The sequence below is a fragment of the uncultured Lentibacter sp. genome (genome assembly GCF_937123735.1).
In the GTDB taxonomy this organism is placed as follows: domain Bacteria; phylum Pseudomonadota; class Alphaproteobacteria; order Rhodobacterales; family Rhodobacteraceae; genus Lentibacter.
The window spans coordinates 1-14,335 of the sequence record NZ_CAKZKL010000043.1; the positions used below are offsets into that span (position 1 = coordinate 1).

Below are 14,335 nucleotides of genomic sequence, written 5' to 3' on the forward strand. Positions count from 1 at the left end.
GATCGGCCGCCTCCACCTTCATTTTTTGCGCACTGTCATAAGAGACATACAGCTCGGGGATAGGGGCAAGGTTGGGTGCAAACATAATCTTTACTCTTGAGTTGTGACGCTGCGCAGGCGCGCAGGCAATATTGTATTCGGGCTCAGCTATGACAGCGAGCGGGGAGATTTCAAGCCAAAGGCCATCTTGAGGCGGCAAATAAGAATGTGGTGAGTCATTTGGACCGCAGAATGACGATATTGTCCTCGTCAAAATCTTTTTCTGGACAGGGATGTCCATTGGTGGTGAGGTTCTTTCAACAGAGCAAATGACTCGTCAAGGCCCTGCACAGGGGGCCTTTTTCAGACTTCGGGGAGGGAAGGTATGAATACGCATTATCGTGTTGTGGTGATTGGCGGCGGCGTTGTTGGAACGTCTGTTCTCTATCATTTGGCAAAATTTGGTTGGAAAGATGTCTGCTTGCTGGAGCGGTCAGTTTTGACGGCCGGATCAAGCTGGCATGCCGCTGGAGGGTTTCATGCGCTCAACGCCGATCCGAACATCGCGGCGCTTCAGGCTTATACCATAGACCTGTTTGAGGAGATTCAGGCCGAGAGCGGACAGGACATCGGCTTGCATATGACGGGCGGGCTGACTTTGGCGGGCACGCCCGACCGCTGGGAATGGCTGCAATCGGCCTACCGCACCTTCCAGTCTATCGGAATTGAGGATTGCCGCCTCGTGACGCCTGAAGAGGCAGGCGAGCTTTGCCCCATTATGTCAACCGAGGGTATTCTGGGTGGCATGTGGGCCGACCGCGAGGGCTATATCGACACCACCGGCACAGTTCACGCTTATGCGGGCGCGGCCAAGAAGCGCGGTGCGAGCATTTTTGAGCATACCAAGGTTGAAAGCCTTCAGCAGACGGCGGACGGCTGGCGCGTGATCACCGACAAGGGGGTGATCACCTGTGAGCATGTGGTTAACGCGGCGGGCCTCTGGGCCAAGCAGGTGGGCCGTATGGCAGGGATCGAGCTGCCGGTTGCACCGCTCAAGCATCACTATCTGATCTCGGACACCATCCCGCAGCTGGAAGAGATCGACTTTGAAGTCCCCATGACGGTGGACCTTGAGGGTTTTACCTATCTGCGGCAGGATCAGAAGGGCGTGCTGCTCGGCATTTACGAGATCAACCATGAGCATTGGGCGCTGGATGGCGCGCCGTGGGACTATGGCATCGAGCTGTTTCAGGAGCAGACCGACCGTATCGAGAACGAGCTGGTGCTTGGCTTTGAGCGCTACCCTGCCTTGCAGGAGGTTGGCGTGAAAACATGGGTCAACGGCGCGTTTACCTTTGCGCCCGATGGCAACCCGCTGGTTGGCCCCGTGCGTGGCAAGCCCGGTTATTGGTGCGCTTGCGCCGTGATGGCGGGCTTCCTGCAAGGTGGCGGTGTGGGCAAATCTCTGGCGGAGTGGATGATCCACGGTGAGCCTGAGGCCGATGTTTTTGGGATGGATGTGGCGCGGTTTGGCGATTATGCGGCCAACCGCGAGTTTATCAAGCAAACCACCGGGCAGTTTTACACCCGCCGCTTTGTGATGACCTATCCGAACGAGCAGCTGCCGGCGGGGCGGCCTTTGAAGATGGCGCCGGCCTATAGCGACATGACCGAGGCTGGCTGCCGTTGGGGCGCAAGCTATGGGCTGGAAGTGCCGCTCTACTTTGCGCCCAAGGATTTCGTCGAAACCCCCACGCTCAAGCGCTCGAATGCGCATGATATTGTTGCGGCCGAGTGCAAGGCTGTGCGCGAGGCTGTGGGCCTTCTGGATATCTCCGGGTTCTCGCGCTTTGAAGTGTCAGGCGCCGGGGCCGAGGCCTGGCTTGACCACATCATGGCCTCCAAGCTGCCAGCACCGGGCCGCGCGCGGCTGGCTCCTATGCTTTCTGAAACAGGCAAGCTCAAGGGGGATCTGACAGTCTTTAACTGGGGCGACGGAACCTATTGGATCATGGGCAGCTACTACTTGCGCGAGTGGCACATGCGCTGGTTCGAAGACCACATGGGCAAGGATGTGATCCTTGAGGATGTCTCGGATGCCATGGTGGGCTTCTCGCTCTCCGGGCCGAACAGCCGCAAGGTTCTGGAGAAGCTGACGGTGGATGCGATCGGCGATCTGCCTTTCATGGGCTGCGGCACATATGACTTGGGCTTGCTCACCTGCAAGGTCGGGCGGCTCTCCGTCACGGGTGAGCTGGGGTATGAAATTCACTGCTCCGCCGCCGAGCACATCACCCTGCGCAAAATGCTGCTGGAAGCGGGGGCTGACCTTGGCCTGAAAGAGGTCGGCTTTAACGCCCTTCTGAGCCTGCGCCTTGAGAAGAGTTTTGGCATCTGGAGTGCGGAGTTCACCCAAGGCTACACGGCGGCGCAGACAGGCATGGACCGTTGGATAGACTGGGACAAGGCGTTTGTCGGCAAAGCCGCCGCCGCTGCCGAGCGCGATGGCAATGGCCCGGCCCAGAAGCTTGTTATGCTGGAAGTGGCGGCAGAGGATGCTGATGCCAGCGGCTATGAGCCTGTCTGGCAGGGGGAGGCGCTTGTCGGCTTTGTCACCTCGGGTGGATATGGCCACACGATGGGCAAATCCTATGCCATGGCGATGGTCAACAGCGACCTCACCGCCGAGGGGACGGAACTTCAGGTGCATGTGGTGGGTGTTGCGCGGGGGGCAAAAGTGATTGCGGCCTCGCCCTATGACCCGGCGGGCAAAGCGATGAGAGGTTAGGCATGGAACAGCAGAGCAAACCGCGCGCCCGAAGGCGGGGGCGGGCCGAAGCAAAGGCCACGCCATTTGAGCGCACAACGAACTACAGCCAGCTCAAGAATCCGTTTCCTCCCATGAAGGTGTTTTCGGACGACCAGATCGAGGACATGCACGCCACGGCGCTGCGCACGCTGGAAGAGCTTGGGATGCGGGTGCTGTTGCCCGAGGCTGTTGCCCTGTTTAAGGCCGGCGGAGCACGGGTTGAGGGGGATATGGTCTATCTCGGGCGCGAGATGGTTGAGGCCGCTTTGGCGACTGCACCCAAGTCGATTACGGGGCGCGCGGGCGCGCGGCATCGCGATATCACTCTGGAGCTCGGGAGCCTCGTATTTCAGCCCGGAGCAGGTGCGCCCCATGCCACCGATCTGGTGCGCGGCCGCAGGCCCGGTTCGGCGCGCGACTTCAACGAGCTTTTGCAGCTCACGCAGCATTTTGACGTTTTCCAGATGATGCCACCGCTGGTGGAGCCGCAGGATGTGCCGACCCATGTGCGGCACTATTTCACGATGGAAAGCCAGCTCACCCTGACAGACAAGTTTCCCTTTGTTTTTGCGCGGGGCACGCCGCAAGCGGAGCAGAGTTTCGAGATGCTCGCAGGCTTTCGCGGGCTCTCAGATGAAGCCTTCAAGGCAGAGCCGCATTGCTACACCATCATCAACACCAATAGTCCGCGCACTCTTGATGTGCCGATGGCCCAAGGGCTGATAGATTTTGCCCGCGCAGGCCAGATCAGCATTGTGACCCCCTTCACGCTCATGGGGGCGATGGCCCCGATCACTGTGGCAGGGGCGATCACCCTCAGCCATGCCGAGGCCTTGGCCGCGATCACGCTCACCCAGCTTGTGCGGGCGGGCGCGCCTGTGTGCTACGGAACCTTCACCAGCAACGTCGACATGAAATCAGGCGCGCCGGCCTTTGGCACGCCCTCGCATTTTCAGGCCAGCCTCGCGGCAGGGCAGCTTGCGCGTTTCACCGGATTGCCGTGGCGCTCGGCGGCTGGCTCTGCCTCAAATCTCAATGATGTGCAGGCGGCCAATGAAAACCAGATGGGCCTCTGGGGGTGTTTGATGGCCGGAGCCACGGTCATCATTCACTCGGCGGGCTGGCTTGAGGGCGGTTTGAGCGTGTCTTACGAAAAGCTCGTCACCGATGCAGAAGTGCTCAACATGATTGCCGAACTTTGCGCAGGGGCCGACGCAGGGCCCGACGAGATAGGCTTTGAAAACGCCCTAAGCGAGGTGCAGCCTTCGGGCCACTTCTTTGCCACGACGCAAACGATGGCGCGCTACAACAGCGCCTTTTATGCCCCGCATGTGCATGACTATGCAAACTTTGGCACATGGACAGAGCGCGGCGCAGAAGACGCGAACACCCGCGCCACCAAGGTCTGGCAAGACATTCTGGCCGCAGACAAGCGCCCGGCGGTGGACGAGGGCAAACACGGCGCGCTAAAAGAATACATTGCCCGCCAGTCAGAGGCGGGTGGCGCGCCGCCGGAAAGCTGAGAGAACAACATGTCCAAGACGCCCGCCCTATTGCACCGCAATGATCCGGATAAGCCCCCGCTTGTGGGCCATGTGAAGGTCACCCGCGAAGACTGGCTCAATGTGGCGCGTGACATCCTGATCAGCGAAGGTGTGGGGCAGGTCAAGGTGCTGGGGATTGCGGAGCGGCTCGATGTCTCTCGCTCCTCGTTTTATTGGTATTTCAAGAGCCGCAAGGATTTGCTGAACCATTTGTTGGACGACTGGAACACCACCAACACGGGCATCATGGTGCATCACACCGAGCTTGTGGCCGAGACGATCACAGGGGCGCTGAACAATTTCTTTCGCTGCGTGGTGGACCCGGAAGGGTTCAACCATCAGCTGGACTTTGCGGTGCGTGAATGGGCGCGCCGGGATGGCTTTGTGCGCCGGGTGATTGACCGCGCTGATGCGACACGCCATGCGGCGATCATGCGGATGTTTTTGCGCCACGGCTATGAACCTGCGGAGGCAGATATCCGCGCTCGGGTTCTGTATTATCAGCAAATTGGTTATTATGCGCTTGATCTGGCCGAGACGCTGGAGGAGCGCCTCAGCCGTGTTGCGGGCTATCTCTATTGTTTTACAGGCGTGCAGCCAACGGCCTCTGAAATTGAGGCTTTCGCCAGCTTTAGCCGAAAAATCGCCGCAGACTGAAGCAAGATAGCGGGTTTGGGGAGCAAGAAAAAAGCGCCTCTCTATTGGGTCTGTTGTGAGACTGGTTTTATCGCCGCATGAAACCGACTATTATAATAACGCCATGACTTATAATATTTGAGGCAATAATGAAAAAAGCCCACTTTGCCCTGGCGGGCGTCTTGTTAATCGGACTTGTCGCCGTGTTTTTCAGCCGCGACATGATCGGACGCGCCCTGAGCTCGGAGCCAAGGGCCGTTGTTGCGCATGTGAGCCTCAGGAACAACTGCGCGCTGCCGGACCAGAATTTTGTGGTGAAAGATCTGGCCACAAACCGCACGACTCGTTTTGCCGGCGGGGTTGCACGGGTGAACACCTATAGCGATCATGCGTTGATCCTACATTTGGCGGCCAAATATGACGGCGTCCAGTTCAATGGCACAGCGCAACGCGCCAAGGCGCGTATGACCCTGACCGCCGATTGCGACAGTTCCGAGAAAGAGGCGGCAACCATGAAATCTTTGCGCAAGACCTTGGGAGGCAACTGAGCAAGCGCTTGGGTTATTAGCACCCCGAGCAGCCAAGCCGTCCCTCTGCCATTGGCAGTGCACAGCGTCGCCTGATGTGGAAGCCTCACGTTGCGTATTGGGCCTTGATCATATCGGCACATTTCTCCGCAATCATGATTGTGGGGGCATTGGTGTTGCCGCTGGTGAGCGTGGGCATCACAGAGGCATCGACCACGCGGATGCCCTCCAGGCCATGTATTTTGAGCTCTGGATCAACAACGGCCATATCATCGACCCCCATCTTGCAGGTGCCGACGGGGTGGTAGATTGTATCGGCGCGCGCGCGAATATGCTGTTCCCACTCCGCATCACTCATATTGTCTCTGACGCCAAACAGCTCTTTTTTGCAGTAAGCGGCCAGGGGTTCGGTTTGAAGGATGTTGCGGGTGATCTTGGCCCCCTCTATCATTTTGGTGAGGTCGCGTCCGTCTGACAGGAATTTTGGATCTATGCCAGGATCTGCCAAAGGATCAGCGCTCTTGAGAAAGACTTCGCCACGGCTTTCCGGGCGCAGCACGCAGACATGACAGCTGTAGCCGTATCCGAGGTGAAGTTTTTTGGCGTGGTCGTCCACGACAGAGATCACAAAATGCAGTTGAATATCGGGCTGCTCCAGCGTCGGATCTGTCTTGAGGAAAGCCGCTCCCTCGGCAAAGGGCGTTGCAAGAAGGCCGGTGCCTTTCCTGGCCCATTGGGCAATTGCCGCTGTCAAGCGCAGGGTGCCCCGCAGGCCTATGCCAAAATTGTCTGTATCGCGGGTCTTATAGGCAAGGATAAAGTCGAGGTGGTCTTGCAGGTTTTGGCCAACGCCCTGAAGGTCATGCACCATTTCGATGCCGTGCCGAAGAATATCTTGGCTGCGTCCAACACCTGACAGTTGAAGCAACTGCGGCGACTGGAAGGCGCCGGCTGACAAGATGACCTCTTTTGAGGCCCGCACCTCGCGTATCTTGTTGCTGTGTTGATAGGCCACGCCAACGGCGCGCTTGCCTTCAAACAGTATCTTTGTGGCCCGGGCTTTTGTGATCACCGTCAGGTTTGGCCTGTCCATCACGGGGCGTAGGTAGCCATCGGCGGCCGAACACCTCTTGCCGTTGTTTTCGCGATCATGAAACTGGGTCACTTGATAGAGGCCAACACCTTCATTGTCGCCAGTGTTAAAATCTGCCCTGTGGCGATGCTGAAGGCGCGTGGCGGCCTCAACGAAAGCTTTGGTTATGGGGCGCGGGCTTTTCTGATCAGAGACGTGCAAAGGACCCCTGCCGCCATGGAACGCATCTTCCCCGTTTTCGTTGTTTTCGGCCTTCTTGAAGTAGGGGAGGCAATCCTGCCATGACCAGCCAGAGCAGCCAAGCGCGGACCAGCCGTCGTAATCAGCTTGGTGGCCACGCACATAGAGCATGGCGTTGATGGCCGAAGATCCGCCAAGCGCCCGGCCACGGGGCTGATAGCCCCTGCGTCCGTTCAATCCGGGTTGGGGCACAGTGTTGAAAGCCCAGTTGAAGAGCTTTCCATACCCCGGCAACACGGCCACCACCCCGGCAGGCGCGCGCAGGAGGATGTTGGTGCCCTTGCCACCGGCTTCCAAAAGGCAAACATTGATGTTTGCATCTTCGCTGAGCCTTGCTGCCATGGTTGCGCCGGCTGAGCCGCCGCCGACAATTACGAAATCATAGTCCATGTCTATCTCCCGGATGGTCTCCGCATTGGGCGCATAAGAAGCTGCTCTGTGAGCGCCTGAGTTGGGCTGATAGGGAAACTTGATATAAAATTGGCGCGGCTGTCCAACTTTTTCAGAAGGCCAAGCCCCCAACACAGCTCTGGCCCTGTGATTGCCATCGCTGTGCGGTTGCGCGGTTTGGCGCTGCTGCGCGACGCGTGGGTGCAGCCTTGGGTGTTCTGACCGTCAGCCGACGAAGGCTTTTTCGATGACGAAATGGCCCGGCTCGGAGTTTGAGCCTTCCGACAGCCCTGCCTGTTGCAACAGCGCCTTGATGTCGTGATTGAAGGCCAGCGAGCCGCAGACCATGGCACGGTCTGTTGCCGGATCAAAGGGGCCAAAGCCCAGATCGGCGGGGAAGCTGCCGTTTTCGATCAGGGTGGTGATGCGGCCTGTTTGGGCGCTCGGCGCGCGGGTTGTTGTGGGGTAGTAGCGGATCTTGCCGTAAGCCTCTGCGCCGAGAAGCTCTTGCAGGGTGTCGTTTGTTCTCAAATCCTCGATGAGCGCCTTGCCATAGGCGAGTTCGGCCACGGTGCGGCAGGTGTGGGTGAGGATTATCTCTTCATAGCGCTCGAAGGTTTCCGGCTCGCGCAGGAGCGAGGCGAAGGGCGCAAAGCCTGTGCCTGTGGCGAAGAGATAGAGCCGCTTGCCGGGCAAGAGCGCGTCATGCACCAGCGTGCCGACGGGCTTGGGGCGCAGGATGACGGCATCGCCTGTTTTGAGGTGTTGCAGCCGCGAAGTCAGCGGACCATCGGGCACTTTGATCGAGTAGAACTCCAGCTCGTCATCCCAGCTGGGCGAGGCGATGGAATAGGCGCGCAGCAGCGGTTTTTGCTTGCCTGTCTTGGGGTCAGGGTCGCCCATCAGGCCGATCATCACGAATTCGCCGGAGCGGAAGCGCAAGGAGGCGGGGCGGGTGATGCGGAAAGAAAACAGGCTGTCGGTGTAATGCGTCACCGCTGTAACTTCTTGTGCATCGGGCAGGGCCGCAGCGGGGCTGAGGCCTTTGGGATTGTGTTGTGTCATGGGATTTGCGGCCAAAGATGCCGCCCTTTTCTTGAGGGGTGATGGCGTCAGCCGCGCAGGCGGGCCTGATAGTTGTGGGCGCGCCAATCTGCCCGCGCGCGCCATTGCTCTTCTGGCTGGCGGGCGGCGAGGGCGGCGCTGATTTCGACCTCGTCAAAGCCGCTGCGGCGGGCCATGGCGTATTGGTCGGCCAGAATATGGCCAAAGGCGCGCAGACGCCCGGTGTAGCCCGCGAGCCTGAGCAGCGCGGCAAGGGTGAAGCCGCGCCCGTCGGCCGAAGAGGGAAAGTTGACCCGCAGCATCGGAGCCGAAAGCAGCGCTGAGAGCGCCTCTGGCGGGGTGTCGGGCGCAAGGTCGATGCCGCTGGCGCAATCATTTGCCGGACGCTCTGCAAGGGGCAGGAAGCCGTGGGGCCAGTCCTCGGCGGCGAAGCCTGTGTCTGTTACGATGACGTTCATCAGCCTGTTTTCCTGTCAAAATGGATGCCGCATTCTGTTTTGGTGCTGTTGCGCCAGCGGCCTGCGCGCGGGTCTTCCTGAGCGCTGACGCGGGTTGTGCAGGGGGCGCAGCCAACCGAGGGGTAGCCCTGCGCAACCAGCGGGTGGCGGGGCAGCGCGTGCGCCTCGATATAGTGTGCGATTTGCGCTGCATCCCAATTGGCCAAGGGATTGACCTTGATCCGCCCGTCGGCTTTTTCAAACAGGGGCAGCTCTGCGCGCTGGCCGTTCTGGAAGCGCTTGCGCCCTGTGATCCAGCTTCCGAAACCTTGCAGGGCCTGCTGAAGCGGCTGTGTCTTGCGCAGATCGCAGCAGGCATCGGGAAAAGCGATGTGCAAGAGCCCGTCCACGTCCTTTTCCAGCAGCTCTGCGCGCGAAGGTGTGATTATGCGCAGATCTGTGAGGCCGAGGGCCTCGGCCACATCTTTCTGATAGCGCAGGGTTTCTTCAAAGAGCATTTCTGTGTTGAGGAAGATCACCGGCACGGTGCGGTCAATCTCGGCGGCCATGTGCAAGAGCACGACGCTTTCCGCGCCAAAGCTGCTGACAAGCGCTGTCTTTCCGATCAGCACATCTTGTAGCGCATGTTTCAACACGGTCTGCGCGCTTGATTTGGCGTGCAGGATGTTGCGGCGCTCGGCCAGTTCTTTAAGGGGCATATTACGCACTCCTTTCAGGGTAGAGCGCGGCCTTGAACGGCGCAGCGCCAAGGCGATGATAGGCTTGCAGGAAGGTTTCCGAGGCGTCTTGCCGCAGCGCGAGGTAGCCCAGAACCAGCCGCTCTATGGCCGGCACGATGGCATCGGCGGCGAAGCCCGGCCCTGCGCGCTCGCCGATGCTGGCGGTTTCGCTGCCGTCGCCCCCGAGGGTGATCTGGTAGTTTTCGACACCGGCGCGGTCGAGGCCGAGGATGCCGATATGGCCGACATGGTGATGGCCACAGGCGTTGATGCAGCCTGAAATCTTGATCTTGAGCGCGCCGATGTCGTGCTCCAGCTGAAGCGCCGCAAAGCGCTCGGCTATCTCCTGGGCCACGGGAATGGAGCGCGCTGTCGCAAGGGCGCAATAGTCCATGCCGGGGCAGGCGATGATATCGGAGGCGAGGCCGATGTTGGCTGTGGCCAGATCGGCGGCGCGCAGGGCCGCGTAGACTTCGGGCAGATCGGAGAGGTGCACATGGGGCAGGATCACGTTCTGCTCGTGGCTGATGCGCAGCTCGTTGTGGCCATAGTGCTCGGCCAGATCAGCCATCACGCGCATCTGCGCACTGGTGGCATCGCCCGGGGTGGCGCCGTGCTTCTTGAGGCTGATGGAGGCGATCGCGTAGCCCTCGGCCTTGTGGGGGCTGAGGTTTGTATCGCTCCAGGAGCGGAAGAGCGGGTCTGCCTGCCGCGCGGCATCAAAGGGCGCGGTGCTGGCCTGTTTGAAGTGCGGGGGCGCAAACATTGCCTCGATCTGGCCGAGGATCTGCTGGCTGGCCCCTGTGAACCGGCTTTTCAGCGCCTCAAAGCGCGCCTCGACAAGTTCGCGGATGCGCGCGATTCCGTGTTCGTGCACGGTGATCTTGATGCGCGCTTTATACTTGTTGTCGCGCCGCCCAAGCAGATTGTAAACACTCACAATGGCCTCGACATAGGGCAGCAGCTCGGCCACGGGCAGGAACGGGCGGATCACCTGACCGATCATGGGCGTGCGCCCGAGGCCGCCGCCCACGATGACCTCGAAACCGGCTTCGCCCGCAGCGTTGCGGACCATGCGCAGGCCGATGTCATGGGCCTTTGTCACGGCGCGGTCTGTCTCGGAGCCTGTCACGGCGATCTTGAATTTGCGCGGCAGGGCCTGAAACTCCGGATGGTCTGTGGACCATTGGCGCAACAGCTCGGCGATGGGCCTGGGATCGGCGATTTCGTCGGCGGCGGCGCCTGCGAAGTGATCGGCGGTGACATTGCGCACGGTGTTGCCCGATGTCTGGATGGCGTGCATCCCGACTTCGGCGAGGGCGTCGAGCATATCGGGCACGTCTTGCAGCTTGGGCCAGTTGAACTGGATGTTCTGACGGGTGGTGAAATGGCCATAGCCCTTGTCCCAGCGCTCGGCGATCATGGCAAGCTGGCGCATTTGGGCGGCGTTGAGCGTGCCGTAGGGGATGGCCACGCGCAGCATATAGGCGTGCAGCTGTAGGTAGAGACCGTTCATCAAGCGGAAGGGTTTGAACTCATCTTCGGTTAAAGAGCCGTCGATGCGCCGGGCCACCTGTGCGCGGAACTCCTCAGCGCGGTTGGTGACGAAATGGCTGTCAAAATCGGAATATTGATACATCAGCTTGCCTCGGCTTGCTTTCCATGGGGGTAGTTTGAGGGGCCACGCGCGCGGAAGGCCTCACGGAAATGCACGGGCGCGGGGCCATTGGCTGTGGCGCGGGCGTCGGCCAGATAGACGCCGACAACCTCGCTGGCGCGGGCCTCGGCTGCGGTCAGTTTTGTCGTGGCTTGGGCCTCATCCGTCAGCAGCTCGGCGTGAGAAAGTTCGGTGCTCCAGCGCCCCTCCGGGGTGAGCCAGACGGCATCTCCCGAAAGCAGGGCATTGGCGGTGATCACTTTGGGGGTGAAGGCGCGTGGCATCAGGCAAGCGCCTCCAGACACTGTGGGGCGCGGGCTGTTTCGCGCGGGGCGAGGCCGAGGAAAATGATGGCTGGCCCTGTGAGAGCGGCCTCGGCCAGAGTGCTGGCAAGCTCGGCCAGTGTTGTGGCCAGGATGCGCTGGTTGAGGCGGCTGGCGTTCTCGACGATTGTGACAGGTGTTGCCGGATCGGCCCCGTGCATCATCAGGCGGCTTTGCACGAAGCGGGCGGATTTCTTGCCCATGTAGATGGCGGCGACTTCGCCTTTGCGGGCGAGTGAGCGCCAGTCATGTTCGGCGAAACCTTTGGTGTCATGGCCTGTGATCAGACGCACGGAGGCGTTGCGGCCCCGCTTGGTGAGGCTTTGAGAGAGGCTGGCAACAGCCGCTGCGGCAGAGGTGATGCCTGGCACGATGCGATAGGAAATGCCAGCTTCGGCGCAGGCGTCGAGCTCTTCGTCCAGACGGCCGAACACTGAAGGATCACCGGCCTTGAGGCGCACGACGTAAGCCCCGCTTTGGGCGTGTTCCACGATCAGCGCGTTGATCTCGGCTTGGGTTGTGGCGGGGCCAAAGCCTGTTTTGCCAACGTCGATGAGAAGCGCTTCGCGGCGGGCCAGCTCGAGGATTTCTGTGGAAACGAGGCGATCATAGATCACGACATCTGCGGCTTCCAGCGCCTTGCGCGCTTTGAGCGTGAGCAAATCCGGATCGCCGGGGCCAGCGCCGACGAGATCGACCGAGCCTTGTGCTTCGGGTGCGGAAAGATGCTGTGCCAGAAGCTGCTCAAGCGCGGGTGTGAGCGCCTCGGGGCCATCTGCCTCAAGGGTTTTGGGGCCTGCGCCAAGGTAATAGTCGCGCCAGAAAAGGCGGCGTGCGAGCCCCATGGGCAGGGCCTCTGCGGCGGTGCGAAACGATTTGCCGATGCGCGCGAGCACGCCCAGAGAGGCGGGCAGGCTCTGCTCCAGATCAGATTTGATGGCGCGGGCGAGCACGGGTGCTGCGCCTTCTGTGCCGATGGCGACGACGACGGGGTCACGGTCTACAATGGCGGGGGTGATGAAGGCGCTGTCTTGCAGGTTGTCGACAATGTTCACGAGCGCACCCTCGGCACGGGCGAGGGCTGCCACGCGGGCATCTTCTGCATCGTCTTCGTTGGCCGCGTAAAACAGGGCGGCTTGCGCGACATCACCTTTGCTGAGAGCGCGGGAGGTGACGGAGAGCTTGCCCTCAGCCTGCCAAGCGGCGATTTCGGGGGCAACCGAGCTTGCAAAGACCTGCACATGCGCTTCTGTTTTCAGGATGAGGCGCAGCTTAGCCACCGCCGCCTCACCGCCGCCGGAGACAACAATTGCCTTGCCGGCAACATTCAAGAAGATGGGGAAATGGTTCATGGCAGCCTCATGGGTTTGTGGCTGCAATATGGATCAGTATTCTAATTTATAGCAATATGCCTTTAAAAAATAGAAAATAATACTGAAATAACTGGACTGAATCCGATTTTGTTCTCATGTGGCGCTGCATTTGGATCAGGAAGGTCGTTCTGGCCGCTTGGCCTGAATGCCTGTTTTGGGGGGTATGCGCCAAATTGTCTTGTGACAGCGCAGCCAGCAAGCGCAGCTCAAAAAGATGACCGGGCTGCATCTTGCCCGTGGTTTGCTTGTGACGCATCTGCAACGGCAAAGTTTCGCGGCTTGTGAAAGGGTGCAGATCTGGAACGGAATACTGACGAAGAGCTTCAGGAATTGGAGCCAGCGTTGGCGCATGATTTTGAATTGGCGGATTTACTCAAGGCTAAAACCTGGGTGCGCTCGGCAAAACCGCGAGAGAGCTCTCGGAGAAAATAGAACGGCTTGGGGGCATATCGTAAAGAGCCCGAGTGCTCTGGTATATTAAAAATATTGAATTCCAATTGGCGCAATGCAACCATTACACGCGGCAGGCAACGAAATTAGAGGCGCGCTATGAGATTAATTCTTGTTATAAATATTATTGCGATTTTTATATTTAGCGATCTTGGTCTGGCCGAGTCTGTTAAATCGTCTCCAATACCGCGCGCCACGGCTACTTTTGAGCCAATGTCCCAAATTGATCCTACGGTGGGCGGCACGGATTCACCCGAGCAAAAAGAGATGCAGGAGCCAAAGACATTCCAAACGTTCTGGGGCGCTATCTTGACGATACTGGGTGTCGACCAAGGCGATACCCAGCCAAAGCCGCAGGAATGAGTGGCTATTGAAAGCCTGTAAAGGCGAAATTGTGTCAATTTTTGACTAAACATTCCCTCTCATAGGCCGTTTTTGCATGTGAGAGGAGTGCATCGATGACGATATCCACAACTGAAACGGCAAATGCTTTGCTTGCGCGGCTATCGCTTTCGCAGGCGTCTGACGGGAGCAGTGTCGCTGCGACATCTGGCGTATCGGCACCTGAACGGGTTGCGCAATCTGACACTTTGACAGTGAGTGATGAAGTCCACACACTGCTTTTGCGGGATAAACTGAGCTCTAGCGCTCAAATGATTGGCTTCGTGTCTATTGCAGGTGATGCGCTTGAAGACGTAGGCAATTTTCTCTCAGATATTAAAGACCGCATGTTGCAAATAAATAGCGGCACCCTCTCAGAGGGGGACGTGGCCACACTCACCCAAGAAGTTGCAGCGATAGAGACGGAAATGTCGCGCTTTATCGGAGAGCTTTATCACGATAATACCCTGAACATTCAGATGCAGTCATTCAGTGAAGAGATAGACGCTGATTTTCTGGAAATTATCAGCCTGTCGGACGATACAGGTGCAAACATCGGGTCAATAGCATCGGTAGAAGTTGATTTTAAGGCGCTTGTGTCAAGCATTCACGATGTGTCCGTCGTCAGGGTTTTTGGAACCAATGGCGGCCTAAACTAAGAGAGTCTTCGGCTCATCTGGTTAGTTTGATT

14 protein-coding genes are annotated in these 14,335 nt (G+C 59.2%); 6 read left to right on the forward strand and 8 right to left on the reverse strand.

Features of this window, described 5'->3' with window-relative positions; genetic code table 11:
* The coding region (locus tag Q0478_RS13105; protein ID WP_298679988.1) for a hypothetical protein at positions 1–280 on the reverse strand (280 nt) is incomplete at its 3' end.
* Positions 281–364: 84 nt separating this feature from the next.
* Here Q0478_RS13105 and Q0478_RS13110 point away from each other — a divergent pair.
* The 4 genes from Q0478_RS13110 (at position 365) to Q0478_RS13125 (ending at position 5,516) form a co-directional block, all read left to right on the forward strand.
* Positions 365–2,767: an FAD-dependent oxidoreductase gene (locus Q0478_RS13110; protein WP_298679990.1), complete on the forward strand. Its 2,403-nt coding sequence runs from the start codon at positions 365–367 to the stop codon at positions 2,765–2,767.
* 2 nt (positions 2,768–2,769) lie between these two features.
* Positions 2,770–4,311, forward strand: a complete 1,542-nt coding sequence (locus Q0478_RS13115) for a trimethylamine methyltransferase family protein (protein ID WP_298679992.1) — start codon at positions 2,770–2,772, stop codon at positions 4,309–4,311.
* 9 nt (positions 4,312–4,320) lie between these two features.
* Positions 4,321–4,989 carry a TetR/AcrR family transcriptional regulator gene (locus tag Q0478_RS13120; RefSeq protein ID WP_298679994.1) on the forward strand — a complete coding sequence of 223 codons (669 nt, stop codon included), beginning with the start codon at positions 4,321–4,323 and terminating at the stop codon, positions 4,987–4,989.
* A 128-nt stretch (positions 4,990–5,117) separates the two neighbouring features.
* Entirely contained in the window at positions 5,118–5,516 is a 399-nt protein-coding gene (locus Q0478_RS13125) for a hypothetical protein (RefSeq protein ID WP_298679996.1), read from the forward strand.
* A gap of 85 nt (positions 5,517–5,601) precedes the next feature.
* Here the strand turns inward: Q0478_RS13125 and Q0478_RS13130 are convergent, their stop codons facing one another.
* From Q0478_RS13130 to cysG, 7 genes are all read right to left on the reverse strand, one after another.
* Positions 5,602–7,218, reverse strand: a complete 1,617-nt coding sequence (locus tag Q0478_RS13130; RefSeq protein ID WP_298679998.1) for a GMC family oxidoreductase — start codon at positions 7,216–7,218, stop codon at positions 5,602–5,604.
* A gap of 225 nt (positions 7,219–7,443) precedes the next feature.
* Complete coding sequence (locus Q0478_RS13135; protein ID WP_298680000.1) at positions 7,444–8,283, reverse strand: ferredoxin--NADP reductase; 840 nt, start codon at positions 8,281–8,283, stop codon at positions 7,444–7,446.
* A 47-nt stretch (positions 8,284–8,330) separates the two neighbouring features.
* Positions 8,331–8,741: a DUF934 domain-containing protein gene (locus tag Q0478_RS13140; RefSeq protein ID WP_298680002.1), complete on the reverse strand. Its 411-nt coding sequence runs from the start codon at positions 8,739–8,741 to the stop codon at positions 8,331–8,333.
* On the reverse strand, positions 8,741–9,439 hold the full coding sequence (locus Q0478_RS13145) for a phosphoadenylyl-sulfate reductase (protein ID WP_298680004.1): 699 nt from the start codon (positions 9,437–9,439) through the stop codon (positions 8,741–8,743). The genes Q0478_RS13140 and Q0478_RS13145 overlap by 1 nt, the downstream gene beginning before the upstream one ends.
* 1 nt (position 9,440) lies before the next feature.
* Positions 9,441–11,099, reverse strand: a complete 1,659-nt coding sequence (locus Q0478_RS13150; protein WP_298680006.1) for a nitrite/sulfite reductase — start codon at positions 11,097–11,099, stop codon at positions 9,441–9,443.
* Positions 11,099–11,401 (reverse strand): DUF2849 domain-containing protein, encoded by a 303-nt coding sequence (locus tag Q0478_RS13155; RefSeq protein WP_298680008.1) that lies wholly within the window; start codon positions 11,399–11,401, stop codon positions 11,099–11,101. The genes Q0478_RS13150 and Q0478_RS13155 overlap by 1 nt, the downstream gene beginning before the upstream one ends.
* Entirely contained in the window at positions 11,401–12,792 is a 1,392-nt protein-coding gene (gene cysG / locus Q0478_RS13160; RefSeq protein WP_298680010.1) for a siroheme synthase CysG, read from the reverse strand. Before cysG ends, Q0478_RS13155 begins: the two co-directional genes overlap by 1 nt.
* A 570-nt stretch (positions 12,793–13,362) precedes the next feature.
* Here cysG and Q0478_RS13165 point away from each other — a divergent pair.
* Positions 13,363–13,626, forward strand: coding sequence for a hypothetical protein (locus tag Q0478_RS13165; protein ID WP_298680012.1), 264 nt, complete (start codon positions 13,363–13,365; stop codon positions 13,624–13,626).
* Positions 13,627–13,721: 95 nt separating this feature from the next.
* Positions 13,722–14,303 carry a hypothetical protein gene (locus tag Q0478_RS13170; protein WP_298680014.1) on the forward strand — a complete coding sequence of 194 codons (582 nt, stop codon included), beginning with the start codon at positions 13,722–13,724 and terminating at the stop codon, positions 14,301–14,303.
* Positions 14,304–14,335: the final 32 nt, after the last annotated feature.

Excerpts from the sequence above, each read along its gene's own strand:
- Q0478_RS13135 (WP_298680000.1), bottom strand. The coding sequence starts at position 8,283 with ATGACACAACACAATCCCAAAGGCCTCAGCCCCGCTGCGGCCCTGCCC.
- Q0478_RS13140 (WP_298680002.1), bottom strand. The coding sequence starts at position 8,741 with ATGAACGTCATCGTAACAGACACAGGCTTCGCCGCCGAGGACTGGCCC.
- Q0478_RS13120 (WP_298679994.1), top strand. The coding sequence starts at position 4,321 with ATGTCCAAGACGCCCGCCCTATTGCACCGCAATGATCCGGATAAGCCC.
- Q0478_RS13130 (WP_298679998.1), bottom strand. The coding sequence starts at position 7,218 with ATGGACTATGATTTCGTAATTGTCGGCGGCGGCTCAGCCGGCGCAACC.
- Q0478_RS13145 (WP_298680004.1), bottom strand. The coding sequence starts at position 9,439 with ATGCCCCTTAAAGAACTGGCCGAGCGCCGCAACATCCTGCACGCCAAA.
- Q0478_RS13150 (WP_298680006.1), bottom strand. The coding sequence starts at position 11,099 with ATGTATCAATATTCCGATTTTGACAGCCATTTCGTCACCAACCGCGCT.
- cysG (WP_298680010.1), bottom strand. The coding sequence starts at position 12,792 with ATGAACCATTTCCCCATCTTCTTGAATGTTGCCGGCAAGGCAATTGTT.
- Q0478_RS13155 (WP_298680008.1), bottom strand. The coding sequence starts at position 11,401 with ATGCCACGCGCCTTCACCCCCAAAGTGATCACCGCCAATGCCCTGCTT.
- Q0478_RS13125 (WP_298679996.1), top strand. The coding sequence starts at position 5,118 with ATGAAAAAAGCCCACTTTGCCCTGGCGGGCGTCTTGTTAATCGGACTT.
- Q0478_RS13110 (WP_298679990.1), top strand. The coding sequence starts at position 365 with ATGAATACGCATTATCGTGTTGTGGTGATTGGCGGCGGCGTTGTTGGA.
- Q0478_RS13115 (WP_298679992.1), top strand. The coding sequence starts at position 2,770 with ATGGAACAGCAGAGCAAACCGCGCGCCCGAAGGCGGGGGCGGGCCGAA.
- Q0478_RS13170 (WP_298680014.1), top strand. The coding sequence starts at position 13,722 with ATGACGATATCCACAACTGAAACGGCAAATGCTTTGCTTGCGCGGCTA.
- Q0478_RS13165 (WP_298680012.1), top strand. The coding sequence starts at position 13,363 with ATGAGATTAATTCTTGTTATAAATATTATTGCGATTTTTATATTTAGC.